The organism is Citrobacter sp. VF227, assembly GCF_052950715.1.
This window is the reverse complement of record NZ_JBRFVF010000001.1, coordinates 792,592-819,205: the sequence shown is the minus strand read 5'-3', so window position 1 is coordinate 819,205 and position 26,614 is coordinate 792,592. Positions and strand designations below refer to the sequence as shown.

24 protein-coding genes are annotated in these 26,614 nt (G+C 51.7%); 21 read left to right on the top strand and 3 right to left on the bottom strand.

The features are described 5' to 3' along the window. Nucleotides 1-70: 70 nt before the first annotated feature. Nucleotides 71-574 (bottom strand): non-heme ferritin-like protein, encoded by a 504-nt coding sequence (locus tag ACU8YC_RS04035; protein ID WP_151225622.1) that lies wholly within the window; start codon nt 572-574, stop codon nt 71-73. A gap of 543 nt (nt 575-1,117) precedes the next feature. Here ACU8YC_RS04035 and ACU8YC_RS04030 point away from each other — a divergent pair. The 6 genes from ACU8YC_RS04030 (at nt 1,118) to otsA (ending at nt 7,986) form a co-directional block, all read left to right on the top strand. Continuing rightward, a complete protein-coding gene (locus ACU8YC_RS04030; protein WP_151218869.1) occupies nt 1,118-1,675 on the top strand; it encodes a DJ-1/PfpI family protein in 558 nt (185 codons plus the stop codon). Between the two features lie 315 nt (nt 1,676-1,990). After that, entirely contained in the window at nt 1,991-2,980 is a 990-nt protein-coding gene (locus ACU8YC_RS04025; RefSeq protein WP_151218868.1) for an arabinose ABC transporter substrate-binding protein, read from the top strand. A 115-nt stretch (nt 2,981-3,095) separates the two neighbouring features. Further along, nucleotides 3,096-4,610, top strand: a complete 1,515-nt coding sequence (araG, locus tag ACU8YC_RS04020) for an arabinose ABC transporter ATP-binding protein AraG (RefSeq protein ID WP_151218867.1) — start codon at nt 3,096-3,098, stop codon at nt 4,608-4,610. A 14-nt stretch (nt 4,611-4,624) separates the two neighbouring features. Then, nucleotides 4,625-5,611, top strand: coding sequence for an L-arabinose ABC transporter permease AraH (araH, locus tag ACU8YC_RS04015; RefSeq protein WP_151218866.1), 987 nt, complete (start codon nt 4,625-4,627; stop codon nt 5,609-5,611). Nucleotides 5,612-5,786: 175 nt separating this feature from the next. Next, nucleotides 5,787-6,590: a trehalose-phosphatase gene (gene otsB / locus ACU8YC_RS04010; protein ID WP_210905223.1), complete on the top strand. Its 804-nt coding sequence runs from the start codon at nt 5,787-5,789 to the stop codon at nt 6,588-6,590. Further along, the gene (otsA, locus tag ACU8YC_RS04005; protein WP_446895020.1) at nt 6,565-7,986 is read left to right on the top strand and encodes an alpha,alpha-trehalose-phosphate synthase; all 1,422 of its coding nucleotides are present in this window, start codon (nt 6,565-6,567) and stop codon (nt 7,984-7,986) included. The genes otsB and otsA overlap by 26 nt, the downstream gene beginning before the upstream one ends. Nucleotides 7,987-8,003: 17 nt before the next feature. Here otsA and uspC read toward each other — a convergent pair whose 3' ends face one another. Further along, entirely contained in the window at nt 8,004-8,432 is a 429-nt protein-coding gene (gene uspC, locus ACU8YC_RS04000; RefSeq protein ID WP_151218864.1) for a universal stress protein UspC, read from the bottom strand. Nucleotides 8,433-9,224: 792 nt separating this feature from the next. On the opposite strand from uspC, the gene flhD reads away from it, so the two are divergent. From flhD to cheW, 6 genes are all read left to right on the top strand, one after another. Then, nucleotides 9,225-9,566 (top strand): flagellar transcriptional regulator FlhD, encoded by a 342-nt coding sequence (gene flhD, locus ACU8YC_RS03995; protein WP_003034622.1) that lies wholly within the window; start codon nt 9,225-9,227, stop codon nt 9,564-9,566. After that, on the top strand, nt 9,563-10,147 hold the full coding sequence (gene flhC / locus ACU8YC_RS03990) for a flagellar transcriptional regulator FlhC (protein ID WP_085951062.1): 585 nt from the start codon (nt 9,563-9,565) through the stop codon (nt 10,145-10,147). The genes flhD and flhC overlap by 4 nt, the downstream gene beginning before the upstream one ends. A gap of 124 nt (nt 10,148-10,271) precedes the next feature. Beyond that, a complete protein-coding gene (gene motA, locus ACU8YC_RS03985; protein WP_016153442.1) occupies nt 10,272-11,159 on the top strand; it encodes a flagellar motor stator protein MotA in 888 nt (295 codons plus the stop codon). Then, nucleotides 11,156-12,085, top strand: coding sequence for a flagellar motor protein MotB (motB, locus tag ACU8YC_RS03980; protein ID WP_151218863.1), 930 nt, complete (start codon nt 11,156-11,158; stop codon nt 12,083-12,085). The genes motA and motB overlap by 4 nt, the downstream gene beginning before the upstream one ends. 10 nt (nt 12,086-12,095) lie before the next feature. Then, nucleotides 12,096-14,144 carry a chemotaxis protein CheA gene (gene cheA, locus ACU8YC_RS03975; RefSeq protein ID WP_286540072.1) on the top strand — a complete coding sequence of 683 codons (2,049 nt, stop codon included), beginning with the start codon at nt 12,096-12,098 and terminating at the stop codon, nt 14,142-14,144. Between the two features lie 20 nt (nt 14,145-14,164). Beyond that, nucleotides 14,165-14,668: a chemotaxis protein CheW gene (cheW, locus tag ACU8YC_RS03970; protein ID WP_080858824.1), complete on the top strand. Its 504-nt coding sequence runs from the start codon at nt 14,165-14,167 to the stop codon at nt 14,666-14,668. A 69-nt stretch (nt 14,669-14,737) separates the two neighbouring features. Here the strand turns inward: cheW and ACU8YC_RS03965 are convergent, their stop codons facing one another. Further along, nucleotides 14,738-15,997, bottom strand: a complete 1,260-nt coding sequence (locus ACU8YC_RS03965; RefSeq protein WP_446895019.1) for a dicarboxylate/amino acid:cation symporter — start codon at nt 15,995-15,997, stop codon at nt 14,738-14,740. 404 nt (nt 15,998-16,401) lie between these two features. On the opposite strand from ACU8YC_RS03965, the gene tar reads away from it, so the two are divergent. The 9 genes from tar (at nt 16,402) to flhE (ending at nt 26,480) form a co-directional block, all read left to right on the top strand. Then, nucleotides 16,402-18,057, top strand: coding sequence for a methyl-accepting chemotaxis protein II (gene tar, locus ACU8YC_RS03960; protein WP_151218860.1), 1,656 nt, complete (start codon nt 16,402-16,404; stop codon nt 18,055-18,057). Between the two features lie 43 nt (nt 18,058-18,100). Then, on the top strand, nt 18,101-19,702 hold the full coding sequence (tap, locus tag ACU8YC_RS03955) for a methyl-accepting chemotaxis protein IV (RefSeq protein WP_210905220.1): 1,602 nt from the start codon (nt 18,101-18,103) through the stop codon (nt 19,700-19,702). Between the two features lie 19 nt (nt 19,703-19,721). Next, nucleotides 19,722-20,594 carry a protein-glutamate O-methyltransferase CheR gene (gene cheR / locus ACU8YC_RS03950; protein ID WP_187252260.1) on the top strand — a complete coding sequence of 291 codons (873 nt, stop codon included), beginning with the start codon at nt 19,722-19,724 and terminating at the stop codon, nt 20,592-20,594. Further along, on the top strand, nt 20,591-21,640 hold the full coding sequence (locus ACU8YC_RS03945; RefSeq protein ID WP_038641470.1) for a protein-glutamate methylesterase/protein-glutamine glutaminase: 1,050 nt from the start codon (nt 20,591-20,593) through the stop codon (nt 21,638-21,640). Before cheR ends, ACU8YC_RS03945 begins: the two co-directional genes overlap by 4 nt. Nucleotides 21,641-21,659: 19 nt before the next feature. After that, on the top strand, nt 21,660-22,049 hold the full coding sequence (gene cheY, locus ACU8YC_RS03940; RefSeq protein WP_042307777.1) for a chemotaxis response regulator CheY: 390 nt from the start codon (nt 21,660-21,662) through the stop codon (nt 22,047-22,049). A gap of 13 nt (nt 22,050-22,062) precedes the next feature. Then, a complete protein-coding gene (cheZ, locus tag ACU8YC_RS03935) occupies nt 22,063-22,707 on the top strand; it encodes a protein phosphatase CheZ (RefSeq protein ID WP_029139578.1) in 645 nt (214 codons plus the stop codon). Between the two features lie 158 nt (nt 22,708-22,865). Then, nucleotides 22,866-24,017: a flagellar biosynthesis protein FlhB gene (gene flhB, locus ACU8YC_RS03930; protein WP_446895018.1), complete on the top strand. Its 1,152-nt coding sequence runs from the start codon at nt 22,866-22,868 to the stop codon at nt 24,015-24,017. Continuing rightward, complete coding sequence (gene flhA / locus ACU8YC_RS03925) at nt 24,010-26,088, top strand: flagellar biosynthesis protein FlhA (RefSeq protein ID WP_151225617.1); 2,079 nt, start codon at nt 24,010-24,012, stop codon at nt 26,086-26,088. The genes flhB and flhA overlap by 8 nt, the downstream gene beginning before the upstream one ends. Continuing rightward, nucleotides 26,088-26,480, top strand: a complete 393-nt coding sequence (flhE, locus tag ACU8YC_RS03920; protein WP_151218859.1) for a flagellar protein FlhE — start codon at nt 26,088-26,090, stop codon at nt 26,478-26,480. Before flhA ends, flhE begins: the two co-directional genes overlap by 1 nt. The last annotated feature ends 134 nt before the right edge of the window (nt 26,481-26,614 follow it).

Genomic DNA, 26,614 nt, shown 5'->3' with positions numbered 1-26,614 from the left:
TGTTTCATGTTTTAGAAAGGTTTTTTTGCGCCTCGCAGAATGGGAGGCGCAGATGTTGGGGCGTCAGATATCAGTGCTGTTGATAGTTAACAACGTTAAGCAGGTGCTTATCGGTTTGCGCCATGCACAGCCCTGCACGTTTGGCGCTGCGGACTTCATCAAGAATCGTCTGCAACAGCACACCATCCTGCTGCTGTTCTTTCTCCAGGTCGTGAAGAAAATCGATCGTTGGTGCATCGTTTAACGCTTCAGCTTCATTGGTTAAGCGCGAGAGCTTACTCGCGCGCTGTTGATATTCATCCAACGTTTTCTGAAACAATTCTTCAAGGGAAGTCAGCTCATCACCCGGAACATCAATGGCCTTGACGATGGGGTTAGCCCCGGCACTTTTCATGTAATTGAACATACGCATCATTTGAGTCACATTACCTTGCGCCTGAGTGCGCAGAAACGTTGCGGTACCTGTCAGGCTATGTTCGTAGCACCACTCACTAAGATGCAGGTAAAGATTCGATGCGTAGAACTCGAGGTTCATTTGGGTGTTGAGTTTATGAACAATTCCAACTGCAGCCATATCAATATCCTTATTTACAGAAAGGGGGATGTACGTTACTAACGCCAGTACAACGGGCTGCCGCTGCACTACATCTCTACGTACAATTATAACTGTTAGCAGAATAAATCCGTTCCGCCGGTCCTTTAGCGATCGCGAATTATATTCGCTCCCGATCATGAATCAGCATAACGCTTGCTCCAACATAAGAAAATCCTTAAATCTGTGTATTTATGTTTTTTTACATATTGTCATCACCCCATCTGTGCTTCTGCTCTCTTTGCATATAGATGACATGAATGCAACGAGTTGATATTTATGTTATTAAATCCACATTTCAATAATGAAATGGTGTTTTAAATCACAAAAATATTTTCCACAATAAGATATTGTCTGGCTCCTGATGATTATCTGTTCATGCTGCGAAGCAATTTCACGATCGGATTAATGATCTGATAGCTAATTTTTTGTGCCAGATCAGTTTTAATCAAATTGAGAAATTTAACGGCCAGAACTATTCGTCATTAATTGTTTCGTTTATGTGGATAAAGCGAGGAGTTACATATGAAGAAAGTCGCGGTGCTGCTGGCACCCGGTTTTGAAGAGGCGGAGGCGATAGTTACCATTGATATTCTGCGTCGACTGAATATCGAGGTTGAAACGCTGGCCTGCGCGGAGTCACGCGCGGTGGTGAGTTACCATGACGTACCGATGGTAACGGACAGCACGCTGGCCGCGCGTCAGTCGTATCTCTACGATGCCATCGTGTTGCCTGGCGGGCCGCAGGGTAGCGTTAACCTTGCCGCCAGTGAGGCGGTTATCCGGTTTGTGGCTCGTCATGATGATGAGGGGAAACTCATCTGCCCGGTGTGTTCTGCGGCTGCACGGGTGTTGGGCGGCAACGGTCTGCTGAAGGGGCGTCGCTACGTGTGCTCTGGAGAGCTGTGGCAAAACGTCACCGATGGGGAATATATCGATGCGCCGGTGGTTGAAGATGGCAATCTGATTAGCGGCAAAGGGTTAGGGCATATTTTCGATTTCGCGCTGACGCTTTCGGCGCGTCTGCTGGGCGACGACACTCCGGTTCGCGATCACGCTGACCACATTTATTACCAATGGTAATCATTTTCCCGAATGCTTCGGTATTCGGGAACAAGGATTCGTTGGCTGATGTTATGGACTAATCTGCTATTCCTCTTTTTTCCCGTCGACAAAACCGCGTTTTTTTATGTCATTTCCCGCTGAATTTATGTACGCAATTACTGTAATTCTGTGGTGTGATGCCGCTCTCTTATGGAGAATCAATTTCCCGCTAAAAATACTCTCAGCACTGGCATTGATCTTATCAATAAAAGGTAATGCCTTGTTTTACGTCCGAATTACAAAAAATCGTCTGATTTTACCCTACATAAAAGAACGTTAAAGCTGGAGTTAACCATGCACAAATTCACTAAAGCGCTGGCTGCCATCGGTCTGGCTGCCATTATGTCACAATCCGCTATCGCTGAATCCATGAAGCTCGGTTTCCTGGTTAAACAGCCGGAAGAACCTTGGTTCCAGACAGAATGGAAATTTGCCGATAAAGCCGGTAAAGACCTTGGCTTTGAGGTGATCAAAATTGCCGTTCCGGATGGTGAGAAAACCCTTAACGCCATCGACAGCCTCGCTGCCAGTGGCGCAAAAGGGTTTGTCATTTGTACCCCGGATCCTAAACTCGGGCCTGCCATTATGGCGAAGGCACGTGGCTACGATATGAAAGTCATTGCCGTTGATGACCAGTTTGCCAACGCCAAAGGCAAGCCGATGGAGACCGTGCCGTTAGTGATGATGGCGGCAACCAAAATTGGTGAGCGCCAGGGTCAGGAACTGTACAAGGAGATGCAAAAACGCGGCTGGGATGTGAAATCCACCGCCGTGATGGCTATAACTGCGAACGAACTCGACACCGCACGTCGTCGTACTTCTGGTTCAATGGAAGCGCTTAAAGCCGCTGGCTTCCCGGAAAAACAGATCTACCAGGTCCCAACTAAATCAAATGATATCCCCGGCGCATTCGATGCCGCTAACTCTATGCTGGTTCAGCATCCTGAAGTCAAACACTGGCTGATTGTCGGCATGAACGACAACACCGTGCTGGGCGGCGTACGTGCGACCGAAGGGCAGGGCTTCAAAGCACCAAACGTAATTGGTATTGGTATCAACGGCGTTGATGCAGTAAGCGAACTGTCCAAAGGCGAAGCGACCGGGTTCTACGGCTCATTGCTGCCAAGCCCGGACGTTCACGGCTATAAATCAAGCGAAATGCTCTACAACTGGGTGACAAAAGGTGCAGAGCCTCCGGCGTTTACCGAAGTGACGGATGTAGTGCTGATTACCCGCGATAACTTCAAAGAAGAGCTCGCGAAGAAAGGCTTAGGCGGTAAGTAACATAAACGCCGGATGCGACGTCAATGCGTCTTGTCCGGCGTACGAATTGCGTACTCAGTAGGCCGGATGAGGCAACGCCGCTATCCGGCATAAAGATCTGATTCACGGAGACGTTATGCAACAGTCTACCCCGTATCTCTCATTTCGCGGCATTGGCAAAACGTTCCCCGGCGTTAAAGCGCTTACGGATATCAGTTTCGACTGCTATGCCGGTCAGGTGCATGCGCTGATGGGCGAAAATGGCGCCGGGAAGTCAACACTCTTAAAGATTCTCAGCGGTAACTATGCGCCAACAACGGGATCTTTGACGATCCGCGGACAAGAGGTTTCGTTTGCGGACACCACTGCTGCGCTTAATGCCGGTGTCGCCATTATTTATCAGGAGCTGCATCTCGTCCCGGAAATGACCGTTGCCGAGAATATTTATCTAGGCCAGTTGCCGCATAAAGGCGGAATTGTGAACCGCTCGCTGCTGAACTATGAAGCGGGGATCCAGCTTAAGCATCTGGGTATGGATATCGATCCCGACACACCATTGAAATACCTCTCCATCGGTCAATGGCAGATGGTGGAGATTGCGAAAGCGCTGGCGCGAAACGCCAAAATTATTGCGTTTGATGAACCGACCAGCTCCCTGTCAGCACGTGAGATTGAGAATCTGTTTCGCGTTATCCGCGAGTTGCGCAATGAAGGACGCATCATCTTGTACGTTTCGCACCGTATGGAGGAGATTTTTGCCCTCAGCGATGCCATTACCGTGTTTAAAGATGGTCATTACGTCAAAACGTTTACGGACATGCAGCAGGTCGATCACGATGCGCTGGTACAGGCGATGGTTGGGCGCGACCTTGGCGATATTTATGGCTGGAAATCCAGACCGTATGGTGCAGAGCGCCTGCGTTTGCATGAGGTAAAAGCCCCTGGCGTGCGTACGCCGATCAGTTTATCGGTGCGAAGCGGTGAAATTGTCGGATTGTTTGGTCTGGTGGGGGCTGGACGTAGTGAATTGATGAAAGGGCTGTTTGGCGGTACACGAATTACGGCAGGTCAGGTGTTTATTGATCAACAACCGATTGATATCCGTAAACCGAGCCATGCCATTGAAGCGGGGATGATGCTGTGCCCGGAGGATCGTAAAGCAGAAGGGATTATTCCGGTCCATTCGGTGCGTAACAACATCAACATTAGCGCGCGTCGTAAACATGTTCTGGGAGGATGCGTGATTAACAACGGCTGGGAAGAGACCAATGCCGATCACCATATTCGTTCACTCAATATTAAAACGCCGGGCGCGGAGCAACTGATTATGAACCTCTCTGGCGGTAATCAGCAGAAGGCTATTCTTGGTCGTTGGTTATCGGAAGAGATGAAGGTGATCTTGCTGGACGAACCTACACGCGGCATTGATGTGGGCGCTAAGCATGAAATTTATAACGTGATTTATGCCCTTGCGGCGCGCGGCGTGGCCGTGCTGTTTGCTTCCAGTGACCTGCCAGAGGTGCTCGGTGTCGCCGACCGTATTGTGGTGATGAGAGAAGGCGAAATCGCTGGAGAATTACTTCATGAACAGGCGGATGAGCGCCAGGCGTTAAGCCTTGCTATGCCTAAAGTCAGCCAGGCTGTAGCCTGAATAAGGAGAGAATGATGTCTTCCGTTTCTACGTCGGGTTCAGGTGCTGCGAAGTCGGCGCTAAATCTTGGCCGCATTTGGGATCAGTACGGGATGCTGGTGGTGTTTGCCGTGCTGTTCCTCGTTTGTTCCCTGTTTGTGCCAAACTTTGCAACTTTCATCAACATGAAGGGGCTGGGGCTGGCGGTATCGATGTCGGGTATGGTTGCGTGCGGAATGCTATTTTGCCTGGCATCCGGTGACTTTGACCTGTCCGTTGCGTCCGTGATTGCCTGCGCTGGGGTCACCACTGCCGTGGTCATTAACATGACCGAAAGCCTGTGGATTGGCGTGGCTGCCGGGCTGCTGCTCGGTATTCTATGCGGTCTGGTTAATGGGTTCGTGATTGCGCGTTTAAAAATTAACGCCCTGATCACCACCCTTGCGACCATGCAGATTGTACGCGGTCTGGCCTATATTATTTCCGACGGTAAGGCCGTGGGGATTGAAGACGAGCGCTTCTTCACGCTCGGTTACGCTAACTGGTTTGGTCTGCCGGCGCCAATCTGGATCACAGTCGTTTGTTTCATCGCCTTTGGCTTACTACTGAATAAAACCACATTTGGTCGTAATACGCTGGCCATCGGGGGCAATGAAGAGGCGGCACGCCTGGCTGGGGTTCCGGTTGTTCGTACCAAGATTATTATCTTTATTCTTTCCGGGCTGGTCTCCGCCATTGCCGGAATTATCCTTGCATCACGTATGACCAGTGGTCAGCCAATGACCTCAATAGGCTATGAGCTGATCGTGATTTCTGCGTGCGTGTTAGGGGGCGTTTCGCTCAAAGGCGGCATCGGAAAAATCTCATATGTGGTGGCCGGGGTGTTGATCCTGGGTACGGTTGAGAATGCGATGAACCTGCTGAATATCTCTCCGTTCGCGCAGTATGTCGTTCGTGGTCTTATCCTGCTGGCGGCGGTGATCTTCGACCGTTACAAGCAAAAAGCGAAGCGTACCGTTTGATTATTTTATCCCCAACTTTTTAGTCTAGCTTCAGCTCATCGCCAGCCGCTACCCGGCTGGCGATTGTTTTTCCAAATGGCGAGCATGGTCACACTGTCTATACTTATATCCGTCATACATCATATATACGGCGCGATCCGCGCGGCGTACAAACCATGATGAGGAGGATAACCGGGTGACAGCATCACTGATCTTACCCCCTGAACAATCTGCAAACTGTGCTTACTTTTTTGATCTTGATGGAACATTGGCTGAGATCAAACCCTATCCAGACCAGGTCGTTGTCCCTGAGACAATCCTGCAATTATTACATCAGCTGGCGACGCATAATGCGGGGGCGCTGGCATTGATTTCAGGGCGCTCGATGGCTGAGCTCGACGTGCTGACCGACCCCTTTCGGTTTCCGCTTGCCGGAGTACATGGGGCTGAACGCCGTGACATCAATGGTCAAACCCATGTCGTGCGCCTGGCTGAGGATACTGAGCGTGAAGCAGGGGAGCTATTACACACCGCATTGGCGGCGATGCCGGGCACAACCCTTGAAGCAAAAGGTATGGCTTTCGCGCTGCACTATCGTCAGTCGCCTGAGCATGAAGCGACGCTAATTCACCTGGCTGAACAGATTGTGCGCAGATGGCCGCAACTGGCTGTGCAGCACGGGAAATGCGTCGTGGAGATAAAACCGAAGGGCATCAATAAAGGCGATGCGATCGCCGCATTTATGCAGGAAGCGCCTTTTGCCGGACGGATCCCCGTTTTTTTCGGTGACGATCTGACGGATGAGACAGGGTTTGGCGTAATTAATCGCGCTGGGGGTATTTCTGTAAAAGTAGGGAGCGGAGCGACGCAGGCCGCGTGGCGACTGGATAGCGTTAAGGATGTCTGGCACTGGCTGGAGCAAATTAACTCTTCGCAGCAAAAATCGAAAGTAACGAAAAACAGAAGAGGTGGCTATGAGTCGTTTAGTCGTAGTATCTAATCGTATCGCCTCACCCGATGATAAAGGGAGCGCAGGCGGACTTGCCGTTGGTGTGCTGGGCGCGCTGAAAGCTGCTGGTGGCCTGTGGTTTGGCTGGAGTGGTGACATAGGTAATGAAGACAAACCATTAAAAAAAGTCACACGTGGCAATATTACCTGGGCTTCGTTTAATTTGAGCGAACAGGATTACGAAGAATATTACTGTCAGTTTTCGAATGCTGTTTTATGGCCCGCATTTCACTATCGCCTGGACCTGGTTCAGTTTCAGCGTCCTGCATGGGAAGGTTACCAGCGGGTGAATGCCTTGCTGGTCGATAAACTGCTGCCGCTGCTGAGCGAAGACGACATCATCTGGGTTCATGATTACCATCTGTTGCCGTTTGCCAGCGAAATGCGTAAACGCGGCGTGAATAACCGCATCGGTTTTTTCCTGCATATTCCTTTCCCAACGCCTGAAATTTTTAATGCGCTACCCCCACATCAGGCGCTGCTGGAACAAATGTGTGATTTTGATTTACTCGGTTTCCAGACCGAAAACGATCGCCAGGCTTTTCTGGATTGTCTGGCCGCTCAGACTCAGGTGTCCACACACGGCGAAAAACACCACCGGGCATGGGGAAAAGCGTTTTGCACGCAGGTTTATCCCATCGGTATCGAGCCGGATGAGATTGCCCGACAGGCTTCCGGGCCTCTGCCGCCGAAGCTGGCGCAGTTAAAAGCAGAACTTAAAAACGTGCAGAATATTTTTTCGGTTGAGCGTCTGGATTACTCCAAAGGTTTGCCGGAGCGCTTTCAGGCCTATGAAGCTCTGCTGGAACATTATCCGCAGCATCACGGCAAAATTCGCTATACGCAGATCGCGCCAACGTCGCGTGAAGAGGTGCAGGCCTACCAGGATATTCGCCATCAGCTGGAGACCGAAGCGGGGCGGATTAACGGCAGATATGGGCAGTTGGGCTGGACGCCGCTCTATTATCTGAACCAGTACTTTGATCGTAAATTGCTGATGAAGATCTTCCGTTATTCCGATGTCGGATTGGTGACACCGCTTCGCGATGGTATGAACCTGGTGGCGAAAGAGTTCGTGGCTGCACAGGATCCAGCCAACCCCGGTGTTCTGGTGTTATCACAATTTGCCGGCGCCGCGAATGAGCTAACTTCCGCGCTTATCGTTAACCCGTATGACCGGGATGAAGTGGCTGGCGCATTAAACCAGGCGCTGACAATGCCGCTCGGTGAGCGTATTACCCGCCACGCTGAGATGCTTGAGACTATCATTAAAAATGATATCGACAACTGGCAGGCGAGGTTCATTTGCGATTTGGAAAAAGTCTCCCCACGCCAGAGTAAACAGTCATTGTCTGATCAAGTTTCTTCCTGCTCAAAACTGGCGTGACGCGCCAAAAACGAAATTCAATCTCCAGCCAGTGGAACCAGTAGAACATCCACCTGGCTGGCACTAACTACGCTTTTCGCTGAGCAGGACGCGCGCGAAAAGAAGCTGTGGTTATGGTTGCCATAAATGACCAGATCGACCGCGTGTTTCCGGCATACGTCCAGAATATGGTCATTCAGTGCCCCATAGGTGATAAAGGTATGTTCAATGGGGTACTGCGCTTCTTTGCCGAGCTTGTTGATAAAATCCTGAGTCTCCTCTTGCATCACTTCGCGCAGGTCTTCCAGCATGGGAGCTGCAAACTGATTATAAAGTTCAGGGTCTGAGACCAGAGTTATCAGGCTAATACGGGCATTGACAGGACGGGCGATTGAAACTGCCTTGGCTAACAACTGTTGGCTTTCAGGTGTGGCGGCAACCGCAACAAGAATGTGTGTATAGCTCATAACTCACTCCTTTTTTAAGAATTATGAGAGGATTTTTTAGCATTACTCAGCTTACTCCATACTGCAACCATTCCTTCCTGGATAGTGTGAATACCGTCATGATTATTCATTAATTATTCTTATAAATAGAATAATTGAGCCATTTAACTTGTAAATACACTGAGGGTACTTAAGTAAAACTCACTGCTAATGAAAACAATGTGTTAATAAAAAATAAACATATTTTAACATTCTACTGGTTATCACAAGCCGGTATTAATTAATCACTCTTAATATTTAAGTTATTGTTTATAAAGCGTTTAATTGAAACGGTGTTTTGCATAAATAATGTGATCAAGCTCGCTATTTTACAATGTGATATTAACGTTTGTGAACAAAATACTATTCGCTTTTATTGCAAGAATATTCGTCCCAAAGGAATTGAAATGGAGATTGTTGGATTAAAAAATAAGCAAAGTAAAAGCTGTGCTGATGGATTTATGTTAAGTGTTTGGCTGGTTTATGTGATCTGTGTCACATATTCTTCAAATTCGCGGCATGGCTCCGTTGTATGTGTAACGGGTGGCGGGTAGAGTTGCGTCGAATTAGGAAAAATCTTAGACATTTGTAAGAATTGATGTGAGCTTGTAAGGAATACGGCCTTCTGAAAAAGGACTGTTTAGACAACGCGTAAGTGCCGTCACGCTGCTATGTATTTGACCTTTTGCTTTTTTTTTACCGGGCCTTCCCGGCGACATCACGGGGTGCGGTTTTACCGCATAAAAATAATGTTGGTTATTATGGATGCAAATAATGCATACATCCGAGTTGCTGAAACACATTTATGACATCAATTTGTCATATTTATTGCTTGCACAACGTTTGATCGTTCAGGACAAAGCATCTGCGATGTTTCGCCTTGGTATCAGCGAAGAGATGGCGGATACGTTGGCAACATTAACACTTCCTCAAATGGTCAAACTGGCTGAAACCAACCAACTGGTATGCCATTTCCGTTTCGACGATCACCAGACTGTTACTCGCCTGACGCAAGACTCTCGCGTTGATGATCTCCAGCAAATACATACCGGTATCATGCTTTCAACACGCCTGTTAAGCGACATCGATGATGCAGCGCGTAAGAAAAGGGCTTGATGATGAGCGAAAAAAGCATTGTTCAGGAAGCGCGTGATATTCAGCTGGCAATGGAATTAATCACATTGGGCGCTCGTTTGCAAATGCTGGAGAGCGAAACGCAATTAAGCCGCGGTCGACTTATCAAGCTGTACAAAGAATTACGCGGCAGTCCTCCGCCAAAAGGGATGTTACCTTTTTCCACCGACTGGTTTATGACGTGGGAACAAAATATTCATGCTTCGATGTTTTGTAACGCATGGCAATTCCTGCTCAAAACCGGTTTGTGCAGCGGTGTTGATGCCGTAATCAAGGCGTATCGTTTGTATCTTGAGCAATGTCCACAACCGGAAGAAGGCCCGTTGCTGGCGTTAACTCGCGCCTGGACGCTGGTGCGTTTTGTCGACAGTGGGTTGCTAGAACTGTCCAGATGCAATTGTTGCGGCGGGAATTTTATCACCCACGCACACCAACCCGCGGGCAGCTTCGCCTGCAGTTTATGCCAACCGCCGTCACGGGCCGTAAAAAGACGTAAACTTTCCCAGAATGCTGCCGATATTATTCCACAACTGCTGGATGAACAGATCGAACAAGCTGTTTAACTGATACGGTGTGGACAAACACTCCAGCAGCGGTAAGCGATTACCGCTGCTTTTTTTTGACCTGACCTCAAGTTAACTGCCCGACTGCGCATCCTGTCATAGTCAATTGCGAAAGGATGATGTCGTGCTTATCTTATTAGGTTACCTGGTTGTTATTGGTACAGTTTTCGGCGGTTACATGATGACCGGCGGACACCTTGGGGCACTCTATCAACCGGCTGAGCTGGTGATTATCGGTGGCGCGGGTATTGGGGCATTCATCGTCGGCAATAACGGGAAAGCCATCAAGGGGACGATGAAAGCGATCCCGATGCTTTTCCGTCGTTCAAAATACACCAAAGCGATGTATATGGATCTGCTGGCGCTGCTGTACCGCCTGATGGCCAAGTCACGTCAGCAGGGCATGTTCTCACTTGAGCGCGATATCGAAAACCCCAAAGAAAGTGAAATCTTCGCCAGCTATCCACGTATTCTCGCAGATGCCGTGATGCTTGATTTTATTGTCGATTATCTGCGTCTGATCATCAGCGGCAACATGAACACGTTTGAAATTGAAGCGTTGATGGACGAAGAAATTGAGACTCACGAAAGTGAAGCCGAAGTCCCTGCCAATAGCCTGGCGATGGTGGGGGATTCATTACCGGCGTTCGGGATCGTGGCAGCTGTTATGGGGGTTGTTCACGCTCTGGCTTCCGCTGACCGTCCGGCGGCGGAACTGGGTTCGCTGATTGCGCATGCGATGGTAGGGACATTCCTCGGTATTTTACTGGCCTATGGATTTATTTCTCCACTCGCCAGCGTTTTACGCCAGAAAAGTGCTGAAACAACCAAAATGATGCAGTGTGTGAAGATAACTCTGCTCTCTAACCTGAATGGTTACGCGCCGCCAATTGCCGTTGAATTTGGTCGTAAGACTCTGTATTCCAGCGAACGTCCTTCGTTTATCGAACTGGAAGAGCATGTTCGTGCGGTGAGAAATCCAACTGCGCAGCAGACGACCGAGGACGCATGAAAAATCAGGCCCATCCCATTATCGTTGTAAAGCGACGCAAGCATAAAGGTCACGGTGGTGGGGCGCATGGTTCGTGGAAAATCGCCTACGCCGATTTTATGACCGCGATGATGGCCTTCTTTCTGGTGATGTGGCTCATTTCCATCTCCAGCCCTAAAGAATTGATCCAGATTGCCGAATATTTCCGTACGCCGCTGGCCACCGCGGTAACCGGGGGAAATCGCATTTCGAATAGCCAAAGCCCAATTCCAGGCGGCGGGGATGATTACACCCAGCAGCAGGGAGAGGTGAATAAGCAGCCGAATATTGATGATTTAAGAAAACGCATGGAACAAAGTCGGTTGAGCAAACTTCGCGGCGATCTTGATCAACTGATTGAATCGGACCCCAAACTGCGCGCGCTACGCCCGCATTTGAAAATTGATTTAGTTCAGGAAGGGTTGCGAATACAGATTATCGACAGCCAGAACCGCCCGATGTTTAAGACCGGTAGCGCGGAGGTCGAACCGTATATGCGCGACATCCTGCGGTCCATCGCGCCAGTGCTCAACGGGATCCCAAACAGAATCAGCCTTTCCGGTCATACGGATGATTACCCTTACGCCAATGGTGAGAAAGGGTATAGCAACTGGGAGCTGTCTGCCGATCGTGCTAACGCATCGCGACGCGAGCTGGTTAGCGGCGGTCTGGATGATGGAAAAGTATTACGTGTGGTAGGTATGGCCGCCACGATGCGTCTGAGCGATCGCGGTCCCGATGACGCTATCAACCGCCGTATAAGCCTGCTGGTTCTCAATAAGCAGGCGGAAGAGGCCATTTTGCATGAAAACGCTGAAAGCCAGAATGAGCCGGTAAGTGTCTTACAACAGCCTGCGGAACTCCCGCCGGCAAGCGTTCCCACATCGCCACCAGCCAATCCGAGGTGATAGCGTGAGCATGGATATAAGCGATTTTTATCAAACATTTTTTGATGAAGCTGACGAACTGTTGGCTGACATGGAGCAACACCTGCTTGATTTGGTTCCTGAAGCCCCGGATTCCGAACAGCTGAATGCGATTTTTCGTGCTGCGCACTCGATAAAAGGCGGGGCGGGCACCTTCGGCTTTACCATTTTGCAGGAAACGACCCATCTGATGGAAAACCTGCTGGATGAAGCGCGGCGTGGCGAGATGCAGCTCAATGCCGACATTATCAACCTGTTTTTGGAAACGAAAGATATTATGCAGGAACAGCTCGACGCCTATAAAAGCTCAGAGGAGCCTGATGCCGCCAGCTTTGAGTACATTTGCAATGCGTTACGCCAGCTAGCGCTCGAAGCGAAAGGTGAAACCGCACCGTTGGTGGTCAATACCGCTAAACTGAGCGTTGCTGAAAGTACAGCAATGCAGGAAGAGGCAGGTGCAAAGTCTGAACCCGTCTGTGAAGAGAGTAAGAAACGCATTATTCTCTCGCGATTGAAAGCCAGTGAAGTGGATTTACTGGAAGAAGAGCTAGGGAATCTGGCAACCTTAACCGACGTGGTGAAAGGAAGCGACACGCTGTCAGCTACGCTTGATGGCAACCTCGCGGAAGATGACATCATCGCGGTACTCTGCTTTGTGATTGAGGCTGATCAGATTGAATTTGAAACCGTCAGCGCTGCGCCTGCAGCCGTTGAAACTGAAGCAGAAGCAGAAGTAGAAGCGCTAGCCGTTGCCGCGAAGCCACAGCCGGTTGCCGTTGTGCCAGCGGTAAAAGCCGCCGCCAGTGACGCGCCACATGGCCGCGCGGAGCGTGACAAACCAGCCCGCGCCAGCGAGTCGACCAGCATCCGCGTAGCAGTCGAGAAGGTCGATCAGCTCATTAACCTGGTCGGCGAGTTGGTCATCACCCAGTCAATGCTGGCTCAGCGCTCTAATGAACTGGATCCCGTTAATCATGGCGATCTCATCACCAGTATGGGGCAGTTACAACGTAACGCCCGCGACTTGCAAGAGTCGGTGATGTCGATTCGAATGATGCCGATGGAATATGTGTTCAGCCGTTTCCCTCGTCTGGTGCGCGATCTGGCCGGTAAGCTGGGTAAACAGGTCGAACTGACGCAGGTGGGTAGCTCAACCGAACTCGACAAGAGCCTGATTGAACGCATTATCGATCCGTTGACGCACCTGGTACGTAACAGCCTCGATCACGGTATCGAACTGCCGGAAAAACGTCTTGAAGCCGGAAAAAGCCCAATTGGTAATCTGACGCTTTCCGCAGAGCATCAGGGCGGAAATATCTGTATTGAAGTCACTGATGATGGTGCTGGTCTGAATCGCGAGCGTATCCTCGCCAAAGCTGTCTCTCAGGGCATGCCGATCCACGAAAATATGAGCGATGATGAAGTCGGCATGCTGATCTTCGCCCCTGGCTTCTCAACCGCTGAACAGGTGACGGATGTCTCGGGTCGCGGCGTGGGTATGGATGTGGTGAAGCGCAATATCCAGGAGATGGGGGGCCATGTTGAAATCCAGTCCAAACAGGGACAGGGAACAACCATTCGAATTTTGCTGCCGCTGACGCTGGCGATCCTCGACGGGATGTCCGTACGCGTGGCGGATGAAGTCTTTATCCTGCCGCTGAATGCCGTGATGGAGTCACTGCAACCGCGCGAAGAAGATCTTCATCCGCTTGCCGGGGGAGAGCGCGTTCTGGAAGTGCGCGGCGAGTATTTACCGCTGGTTGAGTTGTGGAAAGTCTTCGAGGTTGAAGGCGCAAAAACCGAAGCAACACAAGGAATTGTGGTGATTTTACAAAGTGCGGGTCGTCGCTATGCACTGCTGGTCGATCAGTTAATTGGCCAACACCAGGTGGTCGTCAAAAACCTGGAAAGCAACTACCGGAAGGTGCCTGGTATTTCTGCAGCGACGATCCTCGGCGACGGCAGCGTTGCGCTGATTGTCGATGTCTCTGCATTGCAGGGGTTAAACCGCGAACAACGTGTGGCGATCACAGCCGCCTGATTGAGTGAGAAGGGAATAATATGACCGGTATGAGTAATGTAACTAAACTGGCCGGCGAACCGTCAGGTCAGGAATTCCTCGTGTTTACGCTGGGGGATGAAGAGTACGGTATCGATATCCTGAAAGTGCAGGAAATCCGTGGCTATGATCAGGTGACGCGTATTGCTAACACACCTGCATTTATCAAAGGCGTCACCAATCTGCGCGGTGTGATTGTGCCGATTGTTGACCTGCGTGTGAAGTTTAGCCAGAGCGATGTCGATTACAACGAAAACACCGTAGTGATTGTGCTTAACCTGGGTCAGCGGGTGGTCGGAATTGTGGTGGATGGCGTCTCGGATGTACTGTCGCTGACGACGGAGCAAATTCGTCCGGCACCGGAATTCGCGGTTACGTTGTCGACGGAATACCTGACGGGGCTGGGGGCGTTGGGTGACCGGATGCTGATTCTGGTCAATATTGAGAAATTGCTAAACAGCGAAGAAATGGCGCTGCTGGATATTGCCGCGAGTCACGTAGCGTAACCGCTTCCGGCCTACAACGACGAACTTTGTAGGCCGGATAAGCATCGCGCCATCCGGCATTATTATCTTTTACGCTTCCCGCTCGACCAGTTCCGGTTCTTCTTCCAGTAAACCCTCATCTTGTGCCAACATTGCCGTTGCAATCCCGTTACCTAATACGTTGATTGCTGAACGTCCCATATCCAGGAAGTGGTCAATCCCCATCAGTAGCAGAATTCCGGCAACCGGAATATTGAAGCTCGGGATGGTCGCCGCCAGTACCACCAGCGCTGAACGCGGCACACCTGCAATTCCTTTAGACGCCAGCATCAGCGTCAGCATCAGGACGGTAATTTCGGCAAAGGAGAGGTGAATATTATAGGCCTGCGCGATAAACATAGAGGCGAAGGAACAGTAGACCATCGAGCCGACCAAGTTAAACGAATAACCTATAGGTAATACGAATGACACGATGTTGGGCGAACAGCCAAATTTGGTTAATTGCTCCAGCGTTTTCGGATAAGCGGCTTCAGAGCTGCTGGTCGTGAATGCCACCAGAACTGGATCCTTCAGCATGCTCACGAGGCGAAAAACCTCTTTTTTCAGCATGATATAACCCACTGCCAGTAGAACCAGGCAGGTCAGCAAAATAGCCACATAGTAGCCGCCGATGAACGACGCATAGTTGAGCAGGATCCCCAGACCCTGGGTGGAGATAACTGAGGAAATGGCGGCAAAAATGGCCAGTGGCGCAACGTACATCACGTAACCCGTCACCTTCAGCATTATGTGGGAGACCACATCCAGCGCGGCAACCAGTGGCGCGTTGAATTTTTCACCAAGCGATGCTCCTCCAATACCGAAGAACATTGAGAACACCACAATTTGCAGGATCTCATTGTTGGCCATCGCCTCAGCTATGCTGGTTGGGATGGTGTGAGTCAGAAAACCTTTCAGGCTCATGCCGCCTACGGCCAGGCCGGTATCAGTGGCTTCCTGCGGGATCGCCAGATTCAGTCCGCTGCCGGGTTGCTCAAGAGAAACCACAAACAGACCGACCAGAATAGACAGTATGGAAGAGCTGATAAACCAGATCATCGCTTTCCCACCTACGCGCCCGATGGTGGATGTTTCTCCCAGGCGCATAATGCCGACGGTCAGGGTGCTGAATACTAAAGGTGCGATCACCATTTTTATCAGGCGCAAAAAGATGTCGGTGAGAAGCGTAATATTATCGGCCCAGGCGGTCACAACGCCGGGAGAGGCATAAGAGTGGATCACCGCACCTGACAGGATCCCTGCCAGCATGAAGATCACGATAAACAACGTGAGTTTGTTTGCATTTGCCACTAAAAAGCCCTCAGTAAGGATTTAACATTTATTGATCGGTTACTCATTTTTTATACTTATTAAGTGGTAACGAAATATTCATCATATAAATTGAATTAAAGCGCCACCTGATACAACTTTTTTTAATTTTTTATTCATTTTGTTGTGGTATTTACGATGTGTATGTGTGATCTCAATCACATAAGGGTGGCTATTTCATCCAATCTGGGCATGTTCACAAAGGAATGAGCATGTTATATACATGATAATCATGATGTTTTTATGTGAATAATTTGTGGTTACCAAACCCTGTCTTACCGTCCTTCCGCCAGGCTTCCCGTCTCTCAGGATTTCCTTTTCGCAAACGTAAAGTTATCTCAGCCACTGCCGATAACGTTGATAACTCGTTTTCAGGAAGGTGCCTTATGTTTAACCGTATCCGCGTTGTCACAATGCTGATGATGGTGCTGGGGGTTTTCGCACTGCTACAGCTTGTTTCCGGTGGTCTGTTGTTTTCTTCATTGCAGCAGAATCAACAAAGTTTTGTTATCTCTAACGATTTACGACAGCAGCAAAGTGAACTCACCTCAACATGGGATCTGATGCTGCAAACACGAATCAATTTAAGCCGTTCTTCTGCACGCATGATGATGGATGCGTCTAACCAGCAGAGCAGCGCGAAAAACGATCTGCTGAAGAATGCGAAAGCCTCTCTGGCGCAGGCGGATACGCATTACGCAAATTTTAAAAACATCACCCCGTTACCGGAGATGGCTGAAGCCAGCGGCAATGTTGAGGAGAAATATCAGCAATACCATGCGGCTTTGACAGAACTGATTCAGTTTCTGGAGAACGGCAATATGGATGCCTATTTCGCGCAACCAACTCAGGGAATGCAAAATGCGCTCGGCGAGGCGCTGGGCAAGTACGCCAGCGTGAGCGAGAAGCTTTATGCTCAGGCATTTGATCAAAGCGCACGGGATTACCACTTCGCCCAATGGCAGCTTGGCGTGCTGGCCGTCGTGTTGGTACTGATTCTGGTGGTGGTGTGGTATGGCATTCGTCATACCTTGCTTAATCCTCTGGCTCGCGTCATTGCCCATATTCGGGAAATCGCCAGCGGTAACCTGACCGCGACTCTGGCCGTCAGCGGTCGTAACGAAATCGGCGAGCTGGCCAGTACGGTTGATCATATGCAGCGTTCGCTGACGGAAACCGTCACCCTGGTGCGTGAAGGCTCTGATGCGATTTATTCCGGGACCAGCGAAATTGCCAGCGGCAACACCGATCTTTCATCTCGTACTGAGCAGCAGGCATCTGCGCTGGAAGAAACCGCCGCCAGCATGGAACAACTGACCGCAACCGTGAAGCAAAATGCGGACAACGCGCGTCAGGCCTCGCAACTGGCGAAAAGCGCCTCCGATACTGCGCAGCATGGCGGCAAAGTGGTTGATAGCGTGGTGAACACCATGCACGAAATCGCCGATAGCTCGAAGAAAATTGCCGACATCATCAGCGTCATTGATGGGATTGCCTTTCAGACCAACATTCTCGCACTGAACGCGGCGGTTGAAGCGGCACGTGCCGGTGAGCAAGGTCGTGGTTTTGCCGTAGTTGCGGGCGAAGTGCGTAATCTGGCAAGCCGCAGTGCGCAGGCGGCGAAAGAGATCAAAGCGTTGATTGAAGATTCTGTTTCCCGCGTGGATACCGGTTCCGTACTGGTAGAAAGCGCAGGAGAAACGATGAACGACATCGTGAATGCCGTGACGCGGGTGACTGACATTATGGGCGAGATTGCCTCGGCCTCCGACGAGCAAAGCCGGGGGATTGATCAGGTTGCGCTCGCAGTCTCTGAGATGGATCGCGTTACGCAGCAGAATGCTTCTTTAGTACAGGAATCGGCCGCTGCGGCCGCTGCTCTTGAAGAACAGGCCAGCCGTCTGACGCAGTCGGTGTCGACTTTCCGTCTTGCGTCACGCCCTGCGCCGTCTAAGCCGCGTGATGCTCGATTACCTGCGGCGGTGAGCGCTTCTAACCCACGCCAGAACATTGAACAAGATACGAATTGGGAAACATTTTGACTGATAGTTAAACCGCGGCCAGTGCCGCCCGATGGGAGCGTTGATGTTTAATCGTATTCGAATTTCGACCACGCTGTTTTTGATTTTAATCCTCTGCGGTGTTTTGCAGATTGGCAGTAATGGCTTGTCCTTCTGGGCATTTCGGGACGGTTTTCAGAACCTGAATCAGGTCGAACGGAGTAATCAGCAACGCGCTGCGCTGGCCCAAACCCGCGCTGTGTTATTACAGGCCAGTACGGCCCTTAATAAGGCAGGGACGCTGACCGCCCTGAGCTATCCGCCAGAGGACATCAAAACCCTGATGACCCTCGCGCGCGATAGCCTGGCGCAGTCTGAATTGATGTTTAAACGCTTTATGGCGACGTCGGATACGACGGAACAAGGCAAGGCGCTGTTTAGCGCGACGGAGAAAAGTTTCAATCAGTGGCACAGCGATCTCGCGCATCAGGCCACCTGGCTTGAAAACAATCAGTTGTCAGATTTTCTGACCGCACCGGTGCAGGCGGCTCAAGATGCTTTTGATGCGAATGTGAATGCATGGCAGAGCAACATCGACCGCGTGTTGCAAACGGCAGGAGAGCAGAGCCAGAGAAATTACCATATGTCGGGGGTGATTTTCGCCACGATGGTGATACTGGCGGCGCTGTTAACCAGTGCGGCGTTGTACTGGTCGCGCAAGATGATTGTCCAGCCGCTGGCGATTATTGGCAGTCATTTCGACAGCATTGCCGCGGGTAATCTGGCCCGCCCGGTGGCGGTTTATGGGCGCAATGAGATCTCGGCCATTTTTGCCAGCCTGAAGAAGATGCAGCAGGCACTGCGTGAAACGGTAAGCGAAGTTCGCCAGGGCAGCTCAGCCATGCATCGCGGCATTTCAGAAATCGCGATGGGCAACAACGATTTGTCCTCCCGGACTGAACAGCAGGCGGCGGCGCTGGCGCAAACGGCGGCCAGCATGGAACAACTGACCGCAACCGTCGGGCAGAATGCTGATAACGCGCGCCAGGCGTCAGGAATTGCCAAAAGTGCGGCCGATACCGCGCATAAAGGCGGCGAACAGACGTCCCGGGTCGCCAGCACCATGCATGAGATTTCCGCCAGCTCGCAGAAAATTGGCGACATTATCGGCGTGATTGACAGCATTGCCTTTCAGACCAATATCCTCGCGCTGAATGCGGCGGTCGAGGCCGCTCGCGCGGGTGAGCAGGGGCGCGGTTTTGCCGTCGTCGCCGGAGAGGTACGCAATCTGGCAAGTCGTAGCGCGCAGGCGGCGAAAGAAATAAAAGGGCTCATTGAGGAGTCTGTCACCCGAGTGCATCAGGGATCGCGGTTGGTTGATATGGCAGCGCGGACCATGACTGAAATCGTCAGCTCGATTACCCGGGTTAACGACATTATGGGCGAGATTGCCTCAGCTTCTGATGAACAGCGTAAAGGCATTGAGCAGGTGGCGCAGGCCGTCAGCCAGATGGACTCAGTGACGCAGCAAAACGCCGGGCTGGTGGAAGAAGCCGCGTCCGCCACCGGACAACTCGCCACCCAGGCCGATAATCTTTCAGCCTGTGTCGCATTTTTTAAGCTTGAAGAGCAAACCGTAGCAAAACAAGAATTGGCGCAGCCGCAGGTTGTGCCCGTTGTATCCTGAATGTGATTGAGAAGGCGCTATGACATCATCTCTGCCCTCCGGGCAAACGTCATTATTGTTACAGATGACCCAGCGCCTCGCGCTGTCTGACGCGCATTTTCGTCGGATATGTCAATTAATCTACCAGCGTGCGGGGATCGTACTGGCCGACCATAAGCGGGACATGGTTTATAACCGTCTTGTTCGTCGTCTGCGTACCCTGGGGCTGGATGACTTTGGTCGCTATCTCAGCATGCTGGAAGCTAACCAGAACAGTGCTGAGTGGCAGGCCTTTATTAACTCCCTGACTACCAACCTGACCGCGTTTTTTCGTGAAGGGCACCATTTTCCGGTGCTGTCAGATCATGCGCGTCGGCGTAGCGGTGAATACCGCGTCTGGAGCGCTGCGGCGTCAACCGGAGAAGAGCCGTACAGCATTGCGATTACGCTCGCCGATACCTTAGGTATGGCCCCGGGTCGCTGGCGTGTTTTTGCCAGCGACATTGATACCGAAGTGCTGGAAAAAGCCAGAGCCGGTATTTACCGCCTCGATGAGCTAAAAACGCTGTCACCCCAGCAGTTGCAGCGCTATTTCATGCGTGGCACCGGCCCGCATGAGGGACTGGTACGCGTTCGGCAGGAACTGGCGGGACATGTTGAATTTTCCAGCGTGAATTTACTGGATAAACAGTATAACGTGCCAGGGCCATTCGATGCCATATTCTGCCGCAACGTGATGATCTATTTCGATAAAACGACGCAGCAGGACATTTTGCACCGTTTTGTTCCACTTCTTAAACCCGATGGGCTGCTGTTTGCAGGTCATTCAGAAAACTTTAGCAACCTCGTGCGCGAGTTTAGCCTGCGTGGACAGACCGTGTATGCGCATGCGCCAGGTAAGGATAAAGCATGAGTAAAATCAGGGTGTTGTCTGTCGATGATTCCGCGCTGATGCGTCAGATCATGACCGAAATAATTAACAGCCACAGTGATATGGAAATGGTGGCAACGGCGCCAGATCCGTTAGTCGCCCGGGATTTAATCAAAAAATACAATCCCGACGTCCTGACGCTGGATGTGGAAATGCCGCGTATGGATGGACTCGACTTTCTTGAGAAACTGATGCGCCTGCGCCCGATGCCGGTGGTTATGGTCTCTTCGCTGACCGGTAAAGGTTCCGAGGTCACGCTGCGGGCGCTGGAACTGGGGGCGATTGATTTTGTCACCAAGCCACAACTGGGGATCCGTGAAGGAATGTTGGCCTACAGCGAGATGATCGCTGAGAAGATCCGCACCGCGTCACGGGCAAAACTGGCGGCCCATAAACCCATGGCGGCTCCGACGACCTTGAAAGCGGGACCGTTACTCAGTTCGGAAAAACTGCTGGTGATTGGTGCCTCAACCGGAGGAACAGAGGCAATTCGGCATGTACTCCAGCCATTGCCGCTTTCAAGTCCCGGTATTCTTATTACCCAGCATATGCCGCCAGGATTTACCCGTTCATTCGCCGAACGTCTGAACAAACTGTGTCAGATAACCGTGAAAGAGGCTGAGGACGGGGAGCGTGTGCTGCCAGGGCATGCGTATATCGCGCCTGGCGATAAGCATATGGAACTGGCGCGCAGCGGGGCGAACTACCAGATCAAAATTCATGATGGTCCGCCGGTTAACCGGCATCGACCTTCAGTGGATGTGCTGTTCCATTCGGTGGCAAAACATGCGGGGCGTAATGCCGTGGGTGTGATCCTGACGGGTATGGGCAACGATGGTGCCGCCGGAATGTTAGCGATGAATCAGGCGGGTGCCTGGACCATTGCGCAAAACGAAGCTAGTTGTGTGGTGTTCGGCATGCCGCGCGAGGCCATCAATATGGGTGGCGTAAGCGAAGTGGTCGATCTTAGCCAGGTAAGCCAGCAAATGCTGGCGAAAATCAGTGCCGGACAGGCAATACGTATTTGAATCAGGAGTTTATTTTTTTATGGCGGACAAAGAGCTTAAGTTTTTAGTTGTGGATGACTTTTCCACCATGCGTCGCATCGTGCGTAACCTGCTCAAAGAGCTGGGATTCAACAATGTTGAAGAGGCTGAAGATGGCGTGGACGCGCTGAATAAGCTGCAGGCAGGTGGATTTGGTTTTGTCATTTCCGACTGGAACATGCCGAACATGGATGGTCTGGAACTACTGAAAACCATTCGTGCCGATGGCGGAATGTCATCCCTGCCGGTGCTGATGGTTACGGCGGAAGCGAAAAAAGAGAACATCATTGCGGCAGCACAGGCAGGTGCCAGTGGGTATGTCGTGAAACCGTTCACGGCAGCGACGCTGGAAGAGAAACTCAATAAAATCTTTGAGAAACTGGGCATGTGAGGGTGTGATAATGATGATGCAACCACAAATTAAACCTGCTGACGAACACTCAGCAGGGGACATCATCGCGCGCATCGGCAGTTTGACCCGAATGCTGCGCGACAGCCTGCGTGAACTGGGGCTGGATCAGGCTATTGCCGAAGCGGCAGAAGCGATTCCCGATGCCCGCGATCGTCTCGATTACGTTGTGCAGATGACCGCACAGGCGGCAGAGCGGGCGCTGAACAGCGTGGAAGCTTCGCAGCCGCACCAGGATGCGATGGAAAAAGGGGCCAAAGACCTGACCAAACGCTGGGATGAGTGGTTCGAAAATCCGATCGAGCTGTCTGACGCCCGTGAACTGGTCACTGATACCCGCCAGTTTCTTGGCGATGTCCCCGGTCATACCAGCTTTACCAACGCCCAACTGCTGGACATCATGATGGCGCAGGATTTCCAGGACCTCACCGGTCAGGTCATCAAGCGTATGATGGATGTTATTCAGGAGATTGAACGTCAGCTGCTGATGGTTCTGCTGGAAAATATTCCGGAGCAGGGCGCTCGTCCAAAACGTGAAAACGAAAGCTTGCTGAACGGCCCGCAGGTTGACACCTCAAAAGCCGGCGTGGTGGCAAGCCAGGATCAGGTTGATGACCTGCTGGATAGCCTCGGATTCTGATGGCTATTTGCCGGATGTGGGGCGCTGGCCTCTCATCCGGTTCTTACGCAATTCTGCTTAAAGCTATAAATCCCGTCTTTTTTACCGCTTACTCTTCCCATTGCTGGATGGCTGTTCTGGCATCATTCTCGCCTATATCTCTATCCAGGGTCTGATGCGTGGCAGAAGAAAGCGACGACGACAAAACAGAAGCCCCCACACCCCACCGACTTGAAAAAGCACGGGAAGAAGGGCAGATCCCCCGATCCAAAGAGCTGACCTCACTGCTTATTTTGCTGGTGGGCGTGTGCATTATCTGGATTGGTGGGGAGTCGCTTGCCCGCAGACTGGCCGGCATGCTGTCGGCCGGATTACGTTTTGACCACAGTATGGTCAACGACCCAAATCTGATCCTCAGCCAAATCATCCTGCTGATCAAAGACGCGATGATTGCGCTGTTACCTTTGATTACCGGCGTTGTTCTGGTGGCATTAATCTCCCCGGTGATGCTTGGCGGCTTAATTTTCAGCGGTAAATCTCTGCAGCCTAAGTTCTCAAAGCTGAATCCGTTGCCGGGCATAAAACGCATGTTTTCAGCGCAAACCGGGGCGGAACTGCTCAAAGCGATACTGAAGTCTACGCTGGTAGGCAGCGTGGCTGGATTTTACCTCTGGCACAAGTGGCCGGAGATGATGCGGTTAATGGCAGAATCACCAATTACGGCGATGGGCAATGCCCTCGATTTAGTCGGCATGTGCGCGCTGTTAGTGGTGCTTGGCGTCATTCCGATGGTGGGATTTGACGTTTTTTTTCAGATTTACAGCCACCTGAAAAAGCTGCGCATGTCGCGCCAGGATATCCGGGACGAATTTAAGCAAAGCGAAGGTGACCCGCACGTTAAGGGCAAAATACGCCAAATGCAGCGTGCGGCGGCACAACGTCGCATGATGGCGGATGTGCCGAAAGCGGACGTTATTGTTACCAACCCTACGCACTATTCGGTGGCCTTGAAGTATGACGAGAACAAAATGAGCGCACCAAAAGTTGTTGCCAAAGGCGCGGGTCTGGTGGCGCTGCGCATTCGTGAGATTGGCGCCGAGCATCGGGTCCCTACGTTAGAAGCGCCGCCACTGGCGCGTGCGCTGTATCGTCATGCTGAGATTGGTCAGCAAATACCGGGTCAATTATATGCCGCCGTTGCCGAAGTTCTGGCATGGGTATGGCAGCTCAAACGTTGGCGTCTCGCCGGCGGGAAGCGTCCACCACAACCTGAAAACCTTTCGGTGCCTGAAGCACTGGATTTTATGAACGAGAAGACTACTGATGGCTAATCTGGTCGCGATGCTGCGTCTGCCCAGCAACCTGAAATCCACGCAATGGCAAATCCTTGCCGGACCGATCCTCATCCTGCTGATCCTGTCGATGATGGTGCTGCCGCTGCCGGCTTTCGTCCTCGATTTGCTGTTCACGTTTAACATCGCGCTGTCGATTATGGTGCTGCTGGTGGCCATGTTCACCCAGCGTACGCTGGAGTTTGCCGCATTCCCGACGATTTTGCTGTTTACCACCTTATTACGCCTCGCGCTGAACGTCGCGTCTACGCGTATCATTTTGATGGAAGGACACACCGGTGCGGCGGCGGCGGGGAAGGTGGTTGAAGCTTTTGGTCACTTCCTGGTGGGCGGTAACTTTGCGATCGGTATCGTGGTCTTCGTCATTCTCGTCATCATTAACTTTATGGTAATCACCAAAGGTGCCGGGCGTATCGCCGAGGTTGGCGCACGCTTCGTGCTGGATGGTATGCCCGGCAAGCAGATGGCGATTGATGCGGATTTGAATGCCGGTCTGATTGGTGAAGATGAAGCCAAAAAGCGACGCGCAGAAGTGACCCAGGAAGCGGATTTCTACGGCTCTATGGACGGTGCGAGTAAATTCGTACGTGGTGATGCCATCGCCGGTATTTTGATCATGGTGATCAACGTGGTCGGCGGACTGTTGGTCGGGGTATTGCAGCATGGCATGAGCATGGGTAGCGCAGCGGAAAGTTATACCCTGCTGACTATCGGTGACGGGCTGGTGGCTCAAATTCCTGCACTGGTTATCTCCACTGCGGCGGGGGTTATCGTGACCCGCGTGAGTACCGACCAGGACGTCGGCGAACAGATGGTGACCCAGTTGTTCAGTAATCCCAGCGTCATGCTGCTCAGCGCGGCGGTGCTTGGACTTTTGGGTCTGGTTCCGGGCATGCCGAACCTGGTGTTTCTGATGTTTACCGCCGCGTTACTGGCTCTGGCCTGGTGGATGCGAGGTCGTGAACAAAAGGCCCCGGATGAACCGCAGCCGGTGAAAATGCCGGAAAATAACTCCGTGGTTGAAGCCACATGGAACGACGTACAGCTGGAGGATTCCCTGGGTATGGAGGTGGGTTATCGCCTGATCCCGATGGTGGACTTTCAGCAGGATGGCGAGTTACTGGGGCGAATTCGCAGTATTCGTAAGAAATTTGCTCAGGATATGGGCTTCCTGCCGCCAGTGGTACACATCCGTGACAATATGGATCTGCAGCCGGCCCGCTATCGTATTTTGATGAAAGGGGTGGAAATTGGCAGCGGTGACGCCTATCCGGGGCGTTGGCTGGCCATTAACCCGGGTACCGCCGCCGGGTCGCTGCCGGGGGAGAAAACGGTTGATCCGGCTTTCGGTCTGGACGCTATCTGGATTGAAAGCGCATTGAAGGAACAGGCGCAAATTCAGGGCTTTACGGTAGTTGAAGCCAGTACCGTTGTCGCCACGCATTTGAATCACCTGATTGGACAGTTCGCCGCTGAGCTATTTGGCCGTCAGGAGGCGCAACAGCTTCTCGATCGCGTCTCGCAGGAAATGCCAAAACTGACGGAAGATTTGGTCCCTGGTGTCGTGACGCTCACTACGCTGCATAAAGTGCTGCAGAACTTACTGGACGAGAAAGTCCCGATTCGCGACATGCGTACCATTCTCGAAACGCTGGCTGAACATGCGCCGCTGCAAAACGATCCGCATGAGCTTACTGCGGTGGTGCGTGTGGCGTTAGGACGCGCTATCACTCAGCAGTGGTTCCCGGGTAATGAAGAAGTTCAGGTTATCGGTCTTGATACCCCGCTCGAACGTTTGTTACTACAGGCGCTGCAGGGCGGTGGTGGGCTGGAGCCAGGATTGGCAGACCGACTACTGGCCCAGACTCAGGAAGCGCTTGCCCGTCAGGAAATGTTGGGTGCGCCGCCGGTCTTGTTGGTTAATCATGCCTTGCGTCCATTACTGGCACGCTTTTTACGCCGCAGCATACCGCAACTGGTGGTGTTATCTAACATGGAGCTTTCCGACAACCGCCATATCCGCATGACGGCGACAATTGGAGGCAAATAATGCGTAATTTACTGTGGTTGTTGTTTTTTCCTCTGGTGGTGCAGGCTGCCGGAGAAGGGGCCTGGCAGGCCAGCGGAATGGGAATTACGTTAAACTACCGTGGTCAGTCAGCCTCGTCTGCGCCACTGGTTCCCAGTCAGCCAGTCTCGGGGTTGATGACGCTGGTGGCCTGGCGTTATGAGCTTAATGGTCCAACGCCCGCGGGTTTACGGGTGCGTTTATGTTCTCAATCCCGCTGTGTTGAGCTGGACGGGCAAAGCGGGACCACGAACGGATTCAATAATGTTCCCGCCATTGAACCGATGCACTTTGTCTGGGAAGTGCCAGGTGGTGGTCGCCTGATCCCTGCCTTACAAGTTCAGCGCAATCAGGTAATTGTGAACTATCGTTAACGCTTTCCTTTATTCATGCCAGCAGCAGAAACTGCTGGCTGCTTCGCAATTTTAGCCCGCCTCTTTGATTAAATAGAAACGCTGTTTTATAAAATAGGTGACATACGTTGCCGGACTCTTTGTGCTGTTGCCAT